Annotated in this window: 15 protein-coding genes; 7 read left to right on the forward strand and 8 right to left on the reverse strand. The window is 72.8% G+C overall.

The features are described 5' to 3' along the window. Positions 1-121: 121 nt before the first annotated feature. On the reverse strand, positions 122-472 hold the full coding sequence (locus tag ACFY32_RS00670; RefSeq protein ID WP_359192001.1) for a DoxX family protein: 351 nt from the start codon (positions 470-472) through the stop codon (positions 122-124). A gap of 85 nt (positions 473-557) precedes the next feature. Between ACFY32_RS00670 and ACFY32_RS00675 the strand changes: the two genes are divergently transcribed. Continuing rightward, entirely contained in the window at positions 558-926 is a 369-nt protein-coding gene (locus tag ACFY32_RS00675; protein WP_359191998.1) for a helix-turn-helix domain-containing protein, read from the forward strand. A 109-nt stretch (positions 927-1,035) separates the two neighbouring features. Here the strand turns inward: ACFY32_RS00675 and ACFY32_RS00680 are convergent, their stop codons facing one another. Both ACFY32_RS00680 and pepN read right to left on the reverse strand, forming a co-directional pair. Then, positions 1,036-2,076 carry a hypothetical protein gene (locus tag ACFY32_RS00680; RefSeq protein ID WP_390673068.1) on the reverse strand — a complete coding sequence of 347 codons (1,041 nt, stop codon included), beginning with the start codon at positions 2,074-2,076 and terminating at the stop codon, positions 1,036-1,038. A 222-nt stretch (positions 2,077-2,298) separates the two neighbouring features. Next, positions 2,299-4,878 (reverse strand): aminopeptidase N, encoded by a 2,580-nt coding sequence (pepN, locus tag ACFY32_RS00685; protein ID WP_390673069.1) that lies wholly within the window; start codon positions 4,876-4,878, stop codon positions 2,299-2,301. A 147-nt stretch (positions 4,879-5,025) separates the two neighbouring features. On the opposite strand from pepN, the gene ACFY32_RS00690 reads away from it, so the two are divergent. Then, entirely contained in the window at positions 5,026-5,664 is a 639-nt protein-coding gene (locus tag ACFY32_RS00690) for a DsbA family protein (RefSeq protein WP_359191989.1), read from the forward strand. A 120-nt stretch (positions 5,665-5,784) separates the two neighbouring features. Here the strand turns inward: ACFY32_RS00690 and ACFY32_RS00695 are convergent, their stop codons facing one another. Both ACFY32_RS00695 and ACFY32_RS00700 read right to left on the reverse strand, forming a co-directional pair. Further along, positions 5,785-6,426 carry a superoxide dismutase gene (locus ACFY32_RS00695; RefSeq protein WP_359191986.1) on the reverse strand — a complete coding sequence of 214 codons (642 nt, stop codon included), beginning with the start codon at positions 6,424-6,426 and terminating at the stop codon, positions 5,785-5,787. A 198-nt stretch (positions 6,427-6,624) separates the two neighbouring features. Next, positions 6,625-8,001, reverse strand: coding sequence for an amino acid permease (locus ACFY32_RS00700; protein ID WP_390673070.1), 1,377 nt, complete (start codon positions 7,999-8,001; stop codon positions 6,625-6,627). Between the two features lie 356 nt (positions 8,002-8,357). Between ACFY32_RS00700 and ACFY32_RS00705 the strand changes: the two genes are divergently transcribed. Beyond that, the gene (locus ACFY32_RS00705) at positions 8,358-8,936 is read left to right on the forward strand and encodes a biotin transporter BioY (protein ID WP_359191980.1); all 579 of its coding nucleotides are present in this window, start codon (positions 8,358-8,360) and stop codon (positions 8,934-8,936) included. Positions 8,937-9,144: 208 nt separating this feature from the next. On the opposite strand, the gene ACFY32_RS00710 is transcribed toward ACFY32_RS00705, so the two are convergent. Next, positions 9,145-10,602 carry an amino acid permease gene (locus ACFY32_RS00710; RefSeq protein WP_390673071.1) on the reverse strand — a complete coding sequence of 486 codons (1,458 nt, stop codon included), beginning with the start codon at positions 10,600-10,602 and terminating at the stop codon, positions 9,145-9,147. A 205-nt stretch (positions 10,603-10,807) separates the two neighbouring features. Here ACFY32_RS00710 and ACFY32_RS00715 point away from each other — a divergent pair, with 205 nt between their 5' ends. Together ACFY32_RS00715 and ACFY32_RS00720 are read left to right on the forward strand one after the other, a co-directional pair. Further along, positions 10,808-11,293 (forward strand): ribose-5-phosphate isomerase, encoded by a 486-nt coding sequence (locus ACFY32_RS00715; protein ID WP_359191902.1) that lies wholly within the window; start codon positions 10,808-10,810, stop codon positions 11,291-11,293. A 76-nt stretch (positions 11,294-11,369) separates the two neighbouring features. Beyond that, positions 11,370-12,176, forward strand: coding sequence for an Fpg/Nei family DNA glycosylase (locus ACFY32_RS00720; RefSeq protein ID WP_390673072.1), 807 nt, complete (start codon positions 11,370-11,372; stop codon positions 12,174-12,176). Between the two features lie 16 nt (positions 12,177-12,192). Here ACFY32_RS00720 and ACFY32_RS00725 read toward each other — a convergent pair whose 3' ends face one another. Further along, entirely contained in the window at positions 12,193-13,455 is a 1,263-nt protein-coding gene (locus ACFY32_RS00725) for a GNAT family N-acetyltransferase (RefSeq protein WP_359191897.1), read from the reverse strand. A 231-nt stretch (positions 13,456-13,686) separates the two neighbouring features. On the opposite strand from ACFY32_RS00725, the gene ACFY32_RS00730 reads away from it, so the two are divergent. Both ACFY32_RS00730 and ACFY32_RS00735 read left to right on the forward strand, forming a co-directional pair. Continuing rightward, the gene (locus tag ACFY32_RS00730; protein WP_390673073.1) at positions 13,687-14,880 is read left to right on the forward strand and encodes a PP2C family protein-serine/threonine phosphatase; all 1,194 of its coding nucleotides are present in this window, start codon (positions 13,687-13,689) and stop codon (positions 14,878-14,880) included. Between the two features lie 240 nt (positions 14,881-15,120). Then, on the forward strand, positions 15,121-15,567 hold the full coding sequence (locus tag ACFY32_RS00735) for an HD domain-containing protein (RefSeq protein ID WP_390673228.1): 447 nt from the start codon (positions 15,121-15,123) through the stop codon (positions 15,565-15,567). Here ACFY32_RS00735 and ACFY32_RS00740 read toward each other — a convergent pair. Next, entirely contained in the window at positions 15,564-16,664 is a 1,101-nt protein-coding gene (locus ACFY32_RS00740) for an acyltransferase family protein (RefSeq protein WP_390673074.1), read from the reverse strand. The two genes, ACFY32_RS00735 and ACFY32_RS00740, sit on opposite strands and share 4 nt — an antisense overlap. Between the last annotated feature and the right edge of the window lie 328 nt (positions 16,665-16,992).

Raw genomic sequence — 16,992 nt, forward strand, 5'->3', positions numbered from 1 at the left:
TTGGGGAGGGCCGACCGGGACGGGATACGGCCATGGCGTACTCCCGCCATACGTCATCGCCGACACAAGGGACACCTCCCGACATACCCGCACTCCCGGCGCGCGGGCGCCCGGCGACCGGTCAGAGCGTCGCGGCGCGGGAGGCGGCGAGGAGGACGGCGACGAGCGTGAGCACGGCGGCCGGGAGCGAGCCCGCGCGGTCGCCGACGCGCAGGTGGGAGGCGACCGCGCCGGTGAAGTACAGCGTCAGCCCGACGGCGGCGGCGATGCCGAGGGCCCCCCACCGCAACCCGGCGACGAGACCGCCCGCGCCGGCGATCTGGACGAGCCCCAGGAACGGCAGCATCCCGTAGGGCAGGCCGAGGGTGGACATCTGGTCGACCAGCCGCTTCGGGCGGGTGAACTTGGCACCGGCCGAGGCCAGCAGGACCACCGACATCAGCACGGCGACGACGACATGGGCGATGAACATGGCAGGACCTCGACTGTCCGACGGGGAGAAGGAGTTGCCCCCGACGCTAGGCGGCCGACAGGTACCGAAAGGTAACCTTCGGCGCATGAGCCTGCGCCCCGGCACCGTCTTCCTCGCCGACTGCCCCGCCCGGCTGGCCATCGAGATCATCACCGGCAAGTGGAGCGTGGTCACGCTGTTCGCGCTGAGCGACGGCCCGCTGCGCCACGGCGAGCTGGCCGAGCTGATCGGCGGTGTCTCGCGCAAGGTGCTGACGCAGACCCTGCGCCGCCTCCAGGCGCACGGGCTCGTCGAACGGCGCGTCTACGCCGAGGCGCCGCCGCGCGTCGAGTACCGCCTGACCGAGCTGGGGCGCACCCTTGAGGGCCCCATCGGGGAGCTGACCGCGTGGGCGCGGTCCAACGGCGCGGCGATCGTCACGTACCGCGAGGCGGCCGGGACGGAAGAGGCGTAGCCCCTTCCCGGCCGGCGACGGGCGCGCGGGGTACGCCCCCCGCGCCCGGCCCGGCCCGGCGGGCGGGGCGGCGGGCCGCACCGCCGGACCGCCGCCGGGCGGGCGGCCGTCACCGGGGCAGCACCACCACGGGGGCGGCGGGCTCCCGGTCGTCGGCCGCCATCAGCGCCGTACGGATGACGGCCGCCTGCTGCTCCGGGGCGTCGCGGAGCTTCCTCGGGGTGAGGCGGACGACCGTGATGCCCAGTTGCTCCAGGTGCTCGCGCAGCTTGGCGTGCTCCGGCCACAGGGCGTCGTCGCGCTCCCGGTGGGCGCCGGTGTCCAGGTCGACGGCGACCGCGTGGTCCGGCCAGTAGGCGTCCACGCCGCCGAGGTGGGGGCCGCCGGGCAGCCGCAGGTCGACGTTGTAGAGCGGGTCGGGCAGGGCGTGGTCGCGGACCATCCGGTACAGCCGCTCCTCCGCGAGCGCCCGCCCCTCGGCCACCAGCGCCTCGACCGCGTCGACCACGTGCGGGCGGCTCAGCAGCCTGCCCCGGATCAGTTCCTCGACCGCCGCGGCCGGTTCGCAGTGCCCGCCGCGCACCGCCTCGGTCAGCAGCGCCCGCACCAGGTCGGCGTCGGTCTGCTCCGCCACCGCGTCGGCCAGGGCCCGCGCGACCGGGGCGACGGGGAGCCCCGTCACCCGCTCCGCCCGGGGCAGGTCGGCCGCGCGGACGATCCGGGCGTACCCGGCCGAGCGCAGCCTGCGGGTCCGCGGGACGAGGACGTCGACGCGGGCCAGCGACGGCAGCGGGGGAGCGGTGGTGAAGCCGTGCAGGGTCAGCGCGGCCAGCCCCGTGATCATCGCCTCCACCGGGGGCGCCCCGTTCTCCGTGTCCCGGCCGGGCTGGGCCGGGACCCCGCCCGTGGTGCGTTCCCGCCCCGCGTAGAGCAGGACCGCGCGTAGCCGCTCCTCGCCGGTCGGCGGGCCCGGCCGGAGCAGGACGACCCCGGGCAGAAGCTGCTGCCAGGGGCCGCCGGACCGGCACTGCTCGGTGATCTGGGCGGCCGTGACCCCGTGCGCGCGAAGCTGTCCGACGGTCAGCACCCGGCGGGGACCGCCGGTGAGCTGGTGCGGGAGGCGGGGGGAGAGCGGGGTGTTGTGCGTCATGCCGGGGCCTTTCCCACGCGCGGCCCTCCCCGTAACCCCTGTTACAAGCCCGCCACCGAATCAGGACAACCCGGCATCAATGCACACCAGTTCGGCTGCGAAGCCCCAGGTCACAGCGGGAGCACGCCCGAACTGCGAGCACTTGGCGGCACCCTCGGGGCCGGCGCCGGAAAGGGGCGCGGGGAACGGCGCGGCCGGCCCCCGCGCACCCGCGGACACGACTCAGCCCGCACCACCCGCGTCGCACGCCTGCCCCCGGAGCGCCCGCGCCAGGTCGTCCCGGGCCTCCAGCACCAGCCGCCGCAGCGCGGGCGCCGCCTCCTCGTGGGCGGCCAGCCACGCGTCCGCCGCCGCCACCGTCTCCGGCGAGTCCCGCAGCCCGGGGAACAGCCCCCGCACCACGTCCATCCCGATCTGGATCGACCGCTCCCGCCACACCCGCTCGATCACCGCGAAGTACTTGTCCGCGTACGGCGCGAGCAACTCCCGCTGCGCGGGCTGGGCGAACCCGGCGATCGTCGCCTCGACCAGCGCGTTGGACAGCGCGTCGGACTCCACGACCTGCGCCCACGCCTGCGCCTTCACGGCCGCCGAGGGACGCGCGGCCAGGCAGCGCACCTGGTGGCGCTTGCCGGACGCGGTGTCGTCGCGGGCCAGTTCGGCGGCGAGCGCCGCCTCGTCGGCCGCCCCGTGCGCGGCGAGCGGTTCGAGGAACGTCCAGCGCAGCTCCTGGTCCACGTCGAGCCCCTCGATCTTCTCGGTGCCCTCCAGCAGGCCCCGCAGCAGTCGCAGGTCCGGCTCGCCGGCGGCCACCGCCGCGAAGAACCGCGCCCAGGCGAGCTGCTGCTCGCTGCCCGGCCCGGCGTCCCGCAGCTCCCGCAGCGCGCCCTCGGCGAGCAGCTTCCCGCCGGTCTCCCGCCAGTCGGGGGCGGCGTAGTGGGTCAGCGCCGAGACGGCCCAGGCGTGCAGCATCTGGAGCACGCCGATGTCCGACTCGCGCCCCGCGAACCTGAGCACCAGGCCGACGAAGTCCCGGGCGGGCAGCAGCGCGTCCCGGGTCATGTTCCACAGCGCCGACCAGCACAGCGCCCGCGCCAGCGGGTCGGTCATGTCGCCGAGGGCGGCCCGCAGCGTGGCCAGCGAGGTCGCGTCGAAGCGGATCTTGCAGTACGTCAGGTCGTCGTCGTTGACCAGCACCAGCTCCGGTGCCTGCTCGCCCGCCAGTGCGGCGACGACCGTCCGCGGCCCGTCGACGTCCGTCTCGGTCCGCGCGTACCGCTCCAGCGCGCCGTCCGCGCCGCGCCGGTACAGGCCGATCGCCACCCGGTGCGGGCGCAGTTCGGGGTGCGACTCGGCGGCCTCCTGCACCACCGCCAGCTCGTCGATCCGCCCGTCGGCGGAGAGCAGCACCTGCGGGGTCAGCGAGTTGACGCCCGCCGTCTGGAGCCAGGACCGCGCCCAGGCCGCCATGTCCCGGCCGCTGGTCTCCTCCAGCACCGACAGCAGGTCGCCCAGGCGCGTGTTGCCGTACGCGTGCCGCTTGAAGTACCGGCGGGCGCCCTCCAGGAACGCGTCCTGCCCGACGTACGCCGCCAACTGCTTGAGCACCGAGGCGCCCTTGGCGTACGTGATGCCGTCGAAGTTGAGCTTGGCGTCCTCCAGGTCGCGGATGTCGGCCGTGACCGGGTGGGTGGACGGCAACTGGTCGGCGCGGTACGCCCACGCCTTGCGCCGGTTGGCGAAGGTGATCCAGGCGTCCGTGAACCGGGTCGCGCCGACGTTGGCGAACGCGCCCATGTAGTCGGCGAAGGACTCCTTCAGCCACAGGTCGTCCCACCACTCCATGGTGACCAGGTCGCCGAACCACATGTGCGCCATCTCGTGCAGGATCGTGTTGGCGCGGCCCTCGTACGACGCCCGCGTCACCTTCCCGCGGAAGATGTACTCCTCGCGGAAGGTCACCAGGCCCGGGTTCTCCATCGCGCCGAGGTTGTACTCGGGCACGAACGCCTGGTCGTACTTGCCGAACGGGTACGGGTAGTCGAAGTGGTCGTGGAAGAAGTCCAGGCCCTGCTTGGTGATCAGGAAGACGTCGTCCGCGTCGAAGTGGGGCGCCAGCCCCTTGCGGCACAGCGCGCCCAGCGGGACGCGCAGCCGCGTCCCGTCCGCGAGGGTCCGCTCGTAGGTGTCGGTCACGTAGTGGTACGGCCCCGCGACCACGCAGGTGATGTACGTCGAGATCGGCTTCGTCTCCGCGAACCGCCACACCCCGTCGGCGCGCTCCCCGGCGCCGCCCGACCACACCGTCCACTCCTCGGGCGCCCGCACCTCGAAGCGGAACGGTGCCTTCAGGTCGGGCTGCTCGAAGTCGGCGAAGACCCGGCGCGCGTCGGCCGGCTCGTACTGCGTGTACAGGTAGACCTCGCCGTCCTCCGGGTCGACGAACCGGTGCAGGCCCTCGCCGGTGCGGGAGTAGGCGCACCGGGCGTCGACCACCAGCTCGTTGTCGGCGGCCAGGTCCTCCAGGACGATCCGGGAGCCGTCGAAGACCTCGCTGGGGTCGAGGTCGCGGCCGTTGAGGGACAGGGCGGTCACGCTCGGCGCGATCAGGTCGGCGAAGCTGGACGCGCCGGGCTCGTTGCAGCGGAAGCGGATCGTGGTGACGGACCGGAAGGTGCGCGGCCCGCTCCCGGCGTGCTCGCCGACGGCCGAGCGCACGTCGAGGGACACCTCGTACCCGTCGACGGACAGCAGCGCGGCCCGCTCCCGGGCCTCGTCACGGGACAGATTCTCACCGGGCACGGGCGGCACTCCTCGGCTGGTGTTCAGGATGTGGACAGCGCCGATCCTGCCATGTGCCCCTGACGGCGGTCAGCCGGGAATGGCCGGGGCGGGCCGCGGTGTTTCCCGGGGGATCGGCCCCCGCAGTACGTGCCCCTGAGGAGAGACATGTCGGAGAAGACCCCCGTCGACTTCTGGTTCGACCCGCTGTGCCCCTGGGCCTGGATGACCTCCCGGTGGGTCCTGGAGGTGGAGAAGGTCCGTGACATCGAGGTCCGCTGGCACGTGATGAGCCTCGCCGTCCTCAACGAGGACAAGCTCGACGAGCTGCCCGAGGAGTACCGCGAGATGCTCGCGACCAAGGCGTGGGGCCCGGTCCGCGTCGTCATCGCCGCCCAGGAGGAGCACGGCCCCGAGGTGCTCGGCGACCTCTACACCGCGCTCGGCACCCGCTTCCACAACCGGGAAGAGGGCCCGACGAAGGAGGCCACCGCCGCCGCGCTGAAGGAGGCCGGGCTGCCCGAGTCCCTCCTGGAGCACTGGGACGGCACCCCCTACGAGCCCCAGTTGCGCGCCTCGCACAAGGAGGGCATCGACAAGGTCGGCCAGGAGGTCGGCACCCCGGTCATCGCCGTGCCCGGCGCGGACGGCGAGCAGCTCGCCTTCTTCGGCCCGGTCGTCACCCCCGCGCCCAAGGGCGAGGAGGCCGCCCGGCTCTGGGACGGCACCCTCGCGGTCGCCTCGGTCCCCGGCTTCTACGAGATCAAGCGCACCCGCACCAAGGGCCCGGACTTCAGCAACCTGTAGGTCCGACGCCGTCGGGCGAAGCCCCCGCGAGTCACGTCCTCGCGGGGGCTTCCCTCTTTCCGCCCGCCGTCGTGAAGGGTGAGAAGACGATCACGAGGCGGGACGCTCCGGGGCGCCTGGTCAGGGCGCCAGCAGCAGCACGTCCGCGCGGGACTTCGCGGCCCGGTACCGCCGCGCCACGTCCTGCCAGTTCACGACCTGCCACATCGCCTCGATGAAGTCGACCTTCTGGTTCCTGTACTGGAGGTAGAAGGCGTGCTCCCAGGCGTCGAAGACCAGGATCGGCACCGAGCCCTGCCCGACGTTGCCCTGGTGGTCGTAGACCTGCTCCACGATCAGCCGGCCGCTGAGCGGCTCGTGGGCGAGGACGCCCCAGCCGGAGCCCTGCGTGGTCGCGGCGGCCTTGGACAACTGCGCCTTGAAGCCGGCGAACGAGCCGAACGACTCGGCGATCGCGTCCGCCAGCTCGCCCACGCCGTCCTGCTCCAGCGGTTCGCCGCCGCCGTCGCCGGTCATGTTGTGCCAGTAGATCGAGTGCAGGATGTGGCCGGAGAGGTGGAAGCCGAGGTTCTTCTCCAGGCCGTTGATCGCGGCCCACTGCTCCTTGTCGCGGGCCTCGGCGAGCTGCTCCAGCGTGTCGTTGGCGCCCTTCACATAGGCCGCGTGGTGCTTGTCGTGGTGCAGCTCGATGATCTCCGGGCTGATCACGGGGGCCAGCGCGGAGTAGTCGTACGGCAGTTCAGGAAGCGTGTAGACGGGCATGGCGGGTCCCCTCCGACCTCTTATTGCAAAAGGCTTGCAGGTGCACGCTAGCAGCAGAAGGGTGCCACGCGATCCCCGGCACACGGAAGGGCCCCCGCACCGGACGTGGTGCGGGGGCCCTTCAACGGGTCCTTCAGAGCGTCCTTCAGGGGGTCCTTCAGGCAGGTGGTCCTTCAGGTGGTCTTTCCGGCGGGCGGGTCAGCCGCGGGACCGGGCGCGCTGCCGGGCGTAGCCGACGGCCGCCAGGGCGAGGGTCATCGCGCCCGTCGAGTACAACTGCACACGGGTGTCCGGCTCCCGGGCCATCAGGACGAACACCGTCGCCATGCCCGCCAGCGCCACCCAGGTCAGCCAGGGGAAGCCCCACATCCGCACGACCAGCTTCTGCGGAGCCTCCCGGTCCAGCCGGCGGCGCAGCCTGAGCTGGGCGGCGGCGATGAAGACCCAGACGACCAGGATGACCGCGCCGATCATGTTCAGCAGCCAGGAGAAGACGTCGTCCGGCCGCCAGTAGCTGAGCAGCACGCAGCCGAAGCCGAAGACGGAGGAGACCAGCACGGCGACGCGCGGCACCCCGCCGGAGACCCGGCCCAGCGCCTCGGGACCCTGACCGCGCTCCACCAGCGAGTAGGCGATGCGGGAGGAGCCGTAGATGTTGGCGTTCATCGCGCTCAGCAGCGCCACCAGGACGATCACGTTCATGAGCTGTCCGGCGCCGGGGATGCCGAGTTCGTCCAGGGCGGCCACGTACGGGCCCTTCTCGACGACCTCCTTCGAGTCCCAGGGGACCAGGGTGACGACGACCGCCATCGAGCCGATGTAGAACAGCGCGATCCGCCACATCGCCGTCTTCACGGCCCCCGCCACGCCCTTGACCGGGTTCTCCGACTCGGCGGCGGCGATGGTGACCGTCTCCAGGCCGCCGTACGCGAAGACCGAGGCCAGCAGGCCGATGATCAGGCCGTCGCCGCCGTGGGGCAGGAAGTCGGCGAGGTGGCTGGTGCCGGGGGAGTCGGTGCCGGGCAGCACCCCGGCGATGGCCAGCACGCCGAGGACCAGGAACAGCGAGATCGCGCCGACCTTCAGGGCGGCGAACCAGAACTCGAACTCGCCGAAGTTCTTCACGGCGGCCAGGTTGGTGCCGCAGAACACCACCATGAACAGCGCCACCCACATCCACTCGGGCGTCCCCGGCAGCCACCCGTGCACGATCTGCGCGGCCCCGATGCCCTCCAGGCCCACCGCCGTGCACAGCAGCACCCAGAACGCCCAGCCCGCGGTGAAACCGGCCCACGGGCCGATCGCCCGCTCGGCGTGCGCGGAGAACGAACCCGAGGACGGATACGCGGCGGACATCTCGCCCAGCATCCGCATGACCAGCATCACCAGCACCCCGGACAGGGCGTAGGCGATGACGATCGAGGGACCGGCGGCGGCGATCCCGGCCCCGGACCCGACGAACAGCCCGGCGCCGATCACCCCGCCGAGGGCGATCATCGACAGATGGCGCTGCTTGAGGCCGTGGGCGAGTCCGGCGTGCTCCGCCGGGGGCGTTTCCTTGGTGGTGCTGGGCATGGGGCGCGGCTCGTCCAATGCGTGCGGGGACGGGGATGAAAAAACGCCCATAGTCTCGGCGGTCCCGCCGCCGTCCGGCAGCGGCCGCCCACTATGCGGACGCCCGCCTTCCGCAGCGTGACACCCCCATCACGGCTTGGAGAGACCCCACAGTCGGGCCCACCCCTGTTCCGGGTAGCCCACACCACCCCACCTCAGTGACCGGCATCACCTCCCGGGCGGTGTGAGCGGCGCCCGTTGTCCGAAGCCCACCAAGTCCCCGTCGCCCCCTTTGTCGGGCGCCGACGGTGATCACCGCCGACCGGCCGGTATAGCGTCACGGTGTCCCGACCTGCCCACACCCCCGCGGAGTGTCCATGAGCACCGCCACCGCCCTCGCCCGCCCCGGCCAGGTACTCGCCGACCTGCTTCCGGCCTCCCGCGTCCGGGACGCCGCGCTCGTCGTCGGCGGCGCCGCGCTCACCGGCCTCGCCGCGCAGATCTCGCTGCCCGTGCCCGGCTCCCCGGTGCCGGTGACCGGCCAGACCTTCGCCGCGCTGCTGGTCGGCACCGCCCTCGGCGCCGGCCGGGGCGTCCTCTCCCTCGCGCTGTACGCGCTGGTGGGCCTGGCCGGCGTGCCGTGGTTCGCGGGCGGCGGCTCCGGCACGGTCCCCTCCCTCGGCTACGTCCTCGGCATGCTCCTCGCCGCCGCGGCCGTCGGCGCGCTGGCCCGGCGCGGCGCCGACCGCTCCGTCTGGCGCACGGCCGGCGCGATGCTGCTCGGCGAGGCGATCATCTACGCCGTCGGCGTCCCCTACCTGGCGCTGGCCACCGGCATGTCCGCCGGGGCGGCCGTCGCGGCCGGGCTCACCCCGTTCCTGATCGGGGACGCGCTGAAGGCCGCGCTCGCCATGGGCGTCCTGCCCACCGCGTGGAAACTCGTCGACAAGCGCTGACCTCCCGGCCTCCCCCGGCCCCCCCGGCCCCCCGGGCCTCCCGGGCCTCCGGCCCCCGGCCATCCGGCCGAAGGCCCGGCGGCCGAGTCCTCAGGACCCGGCCGCCGGGCCTTCGCCGTGTCCGCCCCGGCGCGCGGCCGGGAGCGCACCACCCGGCAACGCGAGAAGGGGCCCGCACCACGCGGGCCCCTTCTCGCGTTCCCGGACGTCAGTCCACCGCGTTCGCCCCGGCCGAGGCGCGCTCACGTCCGTGCGCGAGCTTCTCCCGTACGAAGGCGATCACCAGCACCACCGCCGCCACCAGCAGCGACAGCAGGACCGTCTTGCGCCCGTCGTGCTCGGTGTCGGTCAGCATGTAGCCCAGCACGAAGACGATCAGCGCGGCCGCCGCCCAGGTCAGATACGGGTACAGCCACATCTTCACGACCAGCTTCTCCGGCGCCTCGGCCTGGATGATCCGCCGCATCCGCAACTGCGAGAAGCAGATCACCAGCCAGACGAAGAGCGCCACCGCGCCCGAGGAGTTCACCAGGAACAGGAAGACGGAGTCGGGCCACTTGTAGTTGAAGAAGACGGCGACGAAACCGAACGCCACCGAGGTGAGGATCGCCGCCCGCGGCACACCGCGGGGGGTCGTCCGCGCGAACGCCTTGGGCGCGTCCCCGCGCTCGCCGAGCGAGAAGGCCATCCGGGAGGCCGTGTAGAGGCCGGAGTTGAGGCAGGACAGCACCGAGGTCAGCACGATGAAGTTCATGATCTGCCCGGCGTGCGCGATCCCGAGGGAGTCCAGCGCGGCCACGTAGGAACCGTCGTCGGCGATCGACTTGCTGTCCCAGGGCAGCAGGGTGACGACGACGAAGATGGAGCCGAGGTAGAAGACGGCGATCCGCCAGATGATGCTGTTGGTCGACTTGGTGACCGCCCGCCGCGGGTCCTCCGACTCGCCGGCCGCCAGCGTCGCGATCTCGCTGCCCATGAAGGAGAAGACCACCAGCAGCACACCGGTGAGGATGGCGCCGGGCCCGTTGGGCAGGAAGCCGCCGTGGTCGGTCAGGTTCTTCAGGCCCGCCTGGTCGCTGTCGACGCCCGGCAGCACCCCGAACACGGCCAGCGCGCCGATCACGATGAACGCGCCGATCGCCACCACCTTGATCCCGGCGAACCAGAACTCGAACTCGCCGTAGGAGCCCACCGAGACCAGATTGGTCGCGGTCAGCACCAGCATCACGATCAGCGCCCAGCCCCACTGGGGCACGGCCGGGAGCCAGCCCTCCAGGATCTTCGCCCCGGCGGTCGCCTCGACCGCGAGCACCACCACCCAGAAGAACCAGTACAGCCAGCCGATCGAGAACCCGGCCCAGCGCCCGAGCGCCCGGTCGGCGTGGGCCGAGAACGACCCCGAGGTCGGATTGGCCGCGGACATCTCCCCGAGCATCCGCATCACCAGCACCACCAGGGTGCCGACGAGGGCGTACGACAGGAGGATGCCGGGTCCGGCGGTGGCGATGCCGGTGCTGGAGCCGACGAACAGGCCGGCACCGATGACACCGCCGATGGCGATCATCGACAGATGACGGTTCTTGAGCCCGGCCTGGAGGCCGGAACCGGGTTCTCCGGTGTGTCCGGGGCCTTCCTGGGCCTTGGAGAGGGTCGGCTGCGAGGTCATGGGGTGGATTTCCTTTGCGCCGGTCGAGCTGTGTCCCGTACGAGCGGTGTACGAGCCGGTCCAGTGAAACGGAGGCGGTCGATCTGGGGAACCTCTGATTCCCGATCGTTACCTGGGGTTTACCTGAACATCTGTGGTGCTGCTCACTTTTTCCGGACCGACACCCGACACAGCTTCCCAGCGGCCCGCGTGTCACACTCGACGCATGCGCGTGTATCTCGGCTCCGACCATGCGGGCTACGAACTCAAGAACCACCTCGTCGAGTGGCTGACGGCCGCGGGCCATGAGCCCGTCGACTGCGGTCCGCACATCTACGACGCCCAGGACGACTACCCGCCCTTCTGCCTGCGCGCCGCCGAGCGGACCGCCGCCGACGAGGGCGCCCTCGGCATCGTGATCGGCGGCTCCGGCAACGGCGAGCAGATCGCGGCCAACAAGGTCAGGGGCGTCCGCGCGGCCCTCGCCTGGAGCGAGGAGACCGCCGCGCTCGGCCGGCAGCACAACGACGCCAACGTCGTCGCGGTCGGCGCCCGCATGCACAGCCAGGAGGAGGCGACGAAGTTCGTCGAGATCTTCCTCGCCACCCCGTTCTCCGGTGACGAGCGGCACATCCGCCGCATCGACATGCTCGCCGGGTACGAGAGCACCGGGGACCTCCCGCCGATCCCCGCGCACCACCCCCAGCAGTGACCGGCCCGCGCCGCGTCCCGCCCCTCCGGCCCGGTCCGGACGGGCGGGGCGGGCGCGACGGAAAGGACGACGCCAGGTGCCAGAGGGGCACACCATCCACCGGCTGGCCCAGGACTACGCCGCCTTCACCGGCGGCCCGGTCCGCGTGACCAGCCCCCAGGGCAAGTTCTCCGACGCCGCCGCCCTGCTGGACGGCGCGGAACTGACCCGCACCGAGGCCCACGGCAAGCACCTCTTCCTCGGCTTCCGCGACGCGGACTGGGTCCACATCCACCTCGGCCTGTTCGGCAAGGTCGTCTTCGGCCCGGCCCCCGCGCCCCCGCCCACGGACACCGTCCGCCTCCGCCTGGCCGACACCAGGGCCTACGTCGATCTGCGCGGCCCCACCACCTGCGCCCTGATCACCCCCGGCGAGAAGCGGGCGATACACGACCGCCTCGGCCCCGACCCGCTCCGCCCGGACGCCGACCCGGACACCGCCTGGTCCCGCGTCTCCCGCAGCCGCACGACGATCGCGGCGCTGCTCATGGACCAGAAGGTGGTGGCCGGCGTCGGCAACGTCTACCGCGCCGAGGTCCTCTTCCGGCACGGCGTCGACCCCTACCGCCCCGGCCGGGACCTCGCCCGCGCCGAGTGGGACGCGATCTGGCACGACCTGGTCGCGCTGATGCGCGAGGGCGTCCGCGCCAACCGCATCGACACCGTCCGCCCCGAGCACACCCCCGAGGCGATGGGCCGCCCGCCCCGGGTCGACGACCACGGCGGCGAGGTCTACGTCTACCGGCGGGCGGACCGCCCGTGCCACGTCTGCGCCACCGAGGTCCGCACCGCGGAACTCGCCGGCCGCAACCTCTTCTGGTGCCCCGCCTGCCAGTCCCGCTGACCGGGCACCGCCCGCCTCAGAAGCTGTGCGGCAGCCAGGGGGCCACGTCGGAGCCGAAGGCCGCGGAAGCCTCCGCCAGCGCCCCGGGGCGCAGCTCCCGTATCCGGCCGGCCGCGGCGAGCGCGGTCAGCGGTACGCCGCCGAGGTAGGCCGCGCCCAGCTCCCGCACGGTCAGGGCGAGGTCCGCCGCGTCCGTGGTCCGGGCGCAGCTCGCGCCCTTCGCGTCGCCGGACAGCCGCCAACGCCCCGCGTTCCAGGGGCAGAAGGCGTCCTCGACCTCGAACACCACGTCCACCGGCGCCTGGTACGTGCGCGCTTCCAGCGCCGCCCCCACCTCCACCGGCCGCACGTACAGCGAGTCCCGCAGGCGCAGCCGGCACCGCCGGATGTCGGAGACCTGGTACTGCCACGCCTCGTCGACCGGCCGCCCCCGCGCCGCCACCGACGTCGTCAGGTCGATGTCGAACAGGAACCGCCACAGCGCCGCCCGCGTCGCCGCGTCCAGCGCCTCCAGATCGGCCAGTACCACCGTGCCGTCGGCGCCTTCGAGCCCCCAGGCCGGCCGGACCCGGAACCGCGCGTACCCGGTGATCCGCCCGTCGTCCCGCGAGGCGACCACGCACTGCAGCGGCGACGCCCCGTCCCGGCCGCTCTCCGGGTCCAGCAGCCCCACCCGCTCCCAGCCCGGCAGCCGGGCCAGCATCCCCGGCCGCCCCGGCACCGACCGGGCGTAGACCTCCTCGCACGCGTCGAGGACCTCCGCGGGCACCGCGTACCGCAGTCGTACGTCATCCGTCCCCGGCGGGACGGACAGCCGGACCCGGGTGGTGTCGATCTCGGCGTTCACCTGGAAGGTCGCCGCGCCGTAGCCGAACCGGCCGTAGATCGCCGGCTCCGACGCCGTCAGCACCGCCAGCGGCTCGCCCAGCGAACGCACGTCGTCCAGTTGCCGCCGCATCATCGACGTCAGGACGCCCCGCCGCCGGTGCGTGGCGGCGACGCTGACCATGGTCACGCCCGCGGCCGGGACCTCCGCGCCGCCCGGCACGGTCATCCGGAAGCTGAACGACCCCGCCGTGCCCACGCAGGCGTCGCCGTCCCAGACGCCGATCGAACGGTCCACCTCCGTCAGGGAGTTGTACAGCTCCCGCTCCTCGGCCGGCTCCGGGACCCCGCCGAAGGCGCGGATCAGAGTGTCGTACCACTTGTCCCATTCGTCCCGTCGCAATGCGCGCAGGCCGGTCGTCGGGCCGCTCCCCGCGGCGCTGTCAGTGCCCATGGGGCATGCCTACCAGGGCACCGGAGGACGGGCGAGGGAATTTCTTCCGGCCGGCCGTGCGACGGTCTTCCGTGAAGTTCACTGTGAGTTCACAGTGAGTCGCACGGGGGACCGCGCGGTGAAGCGCGCGGTGACCGCACGGAAGGCCCACGGCCGAGCGGGGCCTCGGACGGGGGACAAGTGGGACCTCCCGTGCCAAGCGGCCGCTCCGATGGATAGGGTCCCGAACTGATGGCAGCAGGACGACAGCGGCGCGCGGAAGCCGACACGTTCACGGCCCGGTTGCGCAAGCAGTGGCACCGGGCCCGCGTCGGCCTGCGCAGATCCGCCGTCGACTACTTCCGCGGCGACGGCTCGGACTGGATCGCCCTGGCCGGCCTGCTGCTGACCATCCCGGTCATCGCGGCCACCACCATGGTCAACTCCGTGTGGTGCTCACCGGCCGCGCTGGTCCTGCCCGTCGTCGTCGGCGGCCTGGTACTGCGCCCGGCCAGCCTGCTCGGCCTGTACGCGGCCGCCGCCACGGCACTCATCGTGGAGTCGGTGCGGCTCGGCCCGTACGACGAGGGCCCCTCCCGGGTCACCCCGGGCGTCGTCCTGGTCGTCGCCGCCTGCGGCTTCTTCGGGCTGCTGCTCGCGCAGTTCCGCAGCCGGGTCGGCGTGCCCTGGCGGCGCGGCCACACCATGCTGTTCGACCTGCGCGAACGCATCCGCGTGCAGAGCAAGCTGCCGAAGCTGCCGCCGGGCTGGCACCGGGAGATGGCCCTGCGCCCGGCGGGCGGCCAGTCCTTCTCGGGCGACTTCGTGGTCGCGGCCCGCACCGGCGGCGGGCGGACCCTGGAGGTCGTCCTCACCGACGTCTCCGGCAAGGGCATGGACGCGGGCTCGCGCGCCCTGCTGCTCTCCGGTGCCTTCGGTGGCCTGCTGGGCAGCCTGCCCCCGCACGCCTTCCTGCCCGCCGCCAACGGCTATCTGCTCCGCCAGGACTGGGAGGAGGGCTTCGCCACCTCCATCCACCTCGTCCTCGACCTGGACTCCGGCGACTACGAGCTGTACTCCGCCGGCCACCCGCCGGGCCTCCAGCTCAGCGCGGGCACCGGCCGCTGGGAGGAGAAGGCCGCCGAGGGGCCGCTGCTCGGTGTGTACGACGGCGCCCAGTTCGACCCCGTGAAGGGCTCGCTCCGGCCCGGGGACGTGTTGATGCTGTTCACGGACGGGTTGGTGGAGACCGCGGAACGCGACATCGTGGAGGGCATAGACCGCCTCACCGGCGAGGCCGACCGCTATGTCGCCGGCGGCTTCCACGGCGCCGCCTGGCATCTGATCGAGGCGGTGGCGAAGGACGTCAACGACGACCGGGCGCTGCTCCTCATCTGCCGGGAGGGCCCGACCACGGCCCAGGCCCTGGCCGCGAACGCGTCCTGAACCAGGGGGCGGGGACGGGCCGTACCGGCTGACGGCCTCGCCCTGTCCCGCCCCGCACGGCCCTGTTCCTGCCCCGGCGCGGCTTGCCACACTGACGGCATGAGCGCCTCACCCGCCGCCGGCCCCGGGTCCCCTTCGCCGTCCTCGCCGTCCTCGCCGACCTCGCAGCCCGCGCCGACCTCGCCGTCCTCGCAGCCCGCGCCGCCCTCACCGTCCTCTCCGTCGCTCGGCCTCGCCGAGGTGGAGGCCATCGCCCGCGCCGCCCACGAGGGGCAGACCGACAAGGCGGGCCGCCCCTACGCCGAGCATCTGCGGGCCGTCGCCGAGGGCGTACGGGCACGGGGCGGCGACGCGGACCAGATCGCCGCGGCCTGGCTGCACGACGCCGTCGAGGACGACGCCCTCCCGCCGCACTGGCTGCGGGACGCCCCGCTGAGCCGCCGTACCAAGGACATCGTCCGGGCGGTCACCAAGCGGCCGGGCGAGCCCCCGGAGGCGTACGCCGGACGGATACTCGCCACGCCGGGCGCGCTGCTGGTGAAGGAGGCGGACCTGGCGCACAACGCCGACCCGGCCCGCCTCGCCGCCCTCGACGCGCCGACCCGCACCCGCCTGACCGGGAAGTACACCCGGATGCGGACCCTCCTGGGCCTGCCGGCACCGGCCCGGCCGGGCCGGCGGGACTAGGCGGAGACCTTCTCCCGGCTCTCCCGGCTCTCCCGCCGCTCCCCGCGCTCCTGCTCGCGCTCCCGCTCCCGCGCCAGTTCCCCCGCGTCCAGCCTGAACGCCCACGCCATCCGGGGCTCCATGACACACCGGAACGCCCGCCGCACGGGCGGCGTGCACAGCAGCGTCACGGCCGCCGCCGCGAGGACGGTCACGAGGACCCCGCCGAGCGGCGTGTGCAGCGCGCGGGGGTCGAACCAGCCGAGGTAGTCGCCGCCCTTGATCAGGAAGCCGTGCAGCAGATAGCCGTACAGCGTCCCCGCGCCGAGCGCCGTGAACCACATCCGCCGGCGCGGCACCCAGGCGAAGAAGCAGGCGGTCAGCAGCAGCGAGCACCCGAACAGCGCCAGCGTCATCACCGGCCCCGCCCACCACGGCGCCCCCAGCTCCTGCGCCGCGTCCCGGCGGTAGAACCACGCGGTGTTCATCCGCGGCACCGCCCACCAGCCGACCGCGAGCGCCGCCGCGAACACCGGCACCGACGCGATCCGCACCGAACGCCGCCGTACGAGGTGGAAGTGCTCGGCCCTCAGGGCGAGCCCCAGCACGAAGAACGGCAGGAACTGCAGCACCCGCTGGAGGTCCAGGTCGTCCCCGATCTCCGGCGACGCCGAGGCCAGCATGGCGATCCCGAGCGCCAGCGGCAGCGGATGCCGGACCAGCTTCCAGACCGGCGTGGTCAGCCGCCAGACGAACAACGCGACCAGGAACCACGTCAGATACCAGGGGTCCAGCAGACTGATCTCCTGCTGCGGGTCACCGTCGACGAACCGCTTGAACAGCGGATACGCGGTCTCGAAGACGAGGTACGGCACGGCCACCCCGGTGATCAGCCGCCGCAGCTTGTCCGGGCGCATGTCGAAGCCGCGCGAGAAGTAACCGGAGATGATGATGAACGCCGGCATGTGGAAGGCGTACACGACGGTGTACAGGCCCTCCAGGACGCGGCTGTCACCCTTGAGCGGCTCCCAGGAGTGGCCCATGGCCACGAGCACGATCGCCAGGTACTTGGCGTTGTCGAAGAACGCGTCGCGCTGCTTCACGAAGGCGTGGAACATTTGAGGCACCCTAGCGTCGCCCGTGCGAATTCGTAAAACCCCTGAATAAGGGTTCGTGAGCAGCCACACATATCAGCGGTCCGCGCGCCGCCGACTACCCGACACACCTCTCCTCTTCACCCGCCTTGTCAGGATTCTTCGTGACTAAACCGGGCATAAGGCCAGCGATCCCCGGCCTGTTGAGGTGCCCGCGGCGACAATGCGAAATACCTGCGGACGCGTTGTGTGGGTAGGGAAACGAACCGGTCGAATTACCTGCCCGAGTAACCCTTCGAATTACTGTGCGGAGGACCGGGGTTGAACCCCCGCGCGCCCGTCCGGGTGCGGT

This window comes from Streptomyces sp. NPDC000134 (genome assembly GCF_042899225.1).
In the GTDB taxonomy this organism is placed as follows: Bacteria; Actinomycetota; Actinomycetes; order Streptomycetales; family Streptomycetaceae; genus Streptomyces.

Bases quoted from the DNA above. Each gene is read 5' to 3' on its own strand.
- ACFY32_RS00670 (WP_359192001.1), bottom strand. From the start codon at position 472: ATGTTCATCGCCCATGTCGTCGTCGCCGTGCTGATGTCGGTGGTCCTG.
- ACFY32_RS00675 (WP_359191998.1), top strand. From the start codon at position 558: ATGAGCCTGCGCCCCGGCACCGTCTTCCTCGCCGACTGCCCCGCCCGG.
- ACFY32_RS00680 (WP_390673068.1), bottom strand. From the start codon at position 2,076: ATGACGCACAACACCCCGCTCTCCCCCCGCCTCCCGCACCAGCTCACC.
- ACFY32_RS00690 (WP_359191989.1), top strand. From the start codon at position 5,026: ATGTCGGAGAAGACCCCCGTCGACTTCTGGTTCGACCCGCTGTGCCCC.
- ACFY32_RS00695 (WP_359191986.1), bottom strand. From the start codon at position 6,426: ATGCCCGTCTACACGCTTCCTGAACTGCCGTACGACTACTCCGCGCTG.
- ACFY32_RS00700 (WP_390673070.1), bottom strand. From the start codon at position 8,001: ATGCCCAGCACCACCAAGGAAACGCCCCCGGCGGAGCACGCCGGACTC.
- ACFY32_RS00705 (WP_359191980.1), top strand. From the start codon at position 8,358: ATGAGCACCGCCACCGCCCTCGCCCGCCCCGGCCAGGTACTCGCCGAC.
- ACFY32_RS00710 (WP_390673071.1), bottom strand. From the start codon at position 10,602: ATGACCTCGCAGCCGACCCTCTCCAAGGCCCAGGAAGGCCCCGGACAC.
- ACFY32_RS00715 (WP_359191902.1), top strand. From the start codon at position 10,808: ATGCGCGTGTATCTCGGCTCCGACCATGCGGGCTACGAACTCAAGAAC.
- ACFY32_RS00725 (WP_359191897.1), bottom strand. From the start codon at position 13,455: ATGGGCACTGACAGCGCCGCGGGGAGCGGCCCGACGACCGGCCTGCGC.
- ACFY32_RS00730 (WP_390673073.1), top strand. From the start codon at position 13,687: ATGGCAGCAGGACGACAGCGGCGCGCGGAAGCCGACACGTTCACGGCC.
- ACFY32_RS00740 (WP_390673074.1), bottom strand. From the start codon at position 16,664: ATGTTCCACGCCTTCGTGAAGCAGCGCGACGCGTTCTTCGACAACGCC.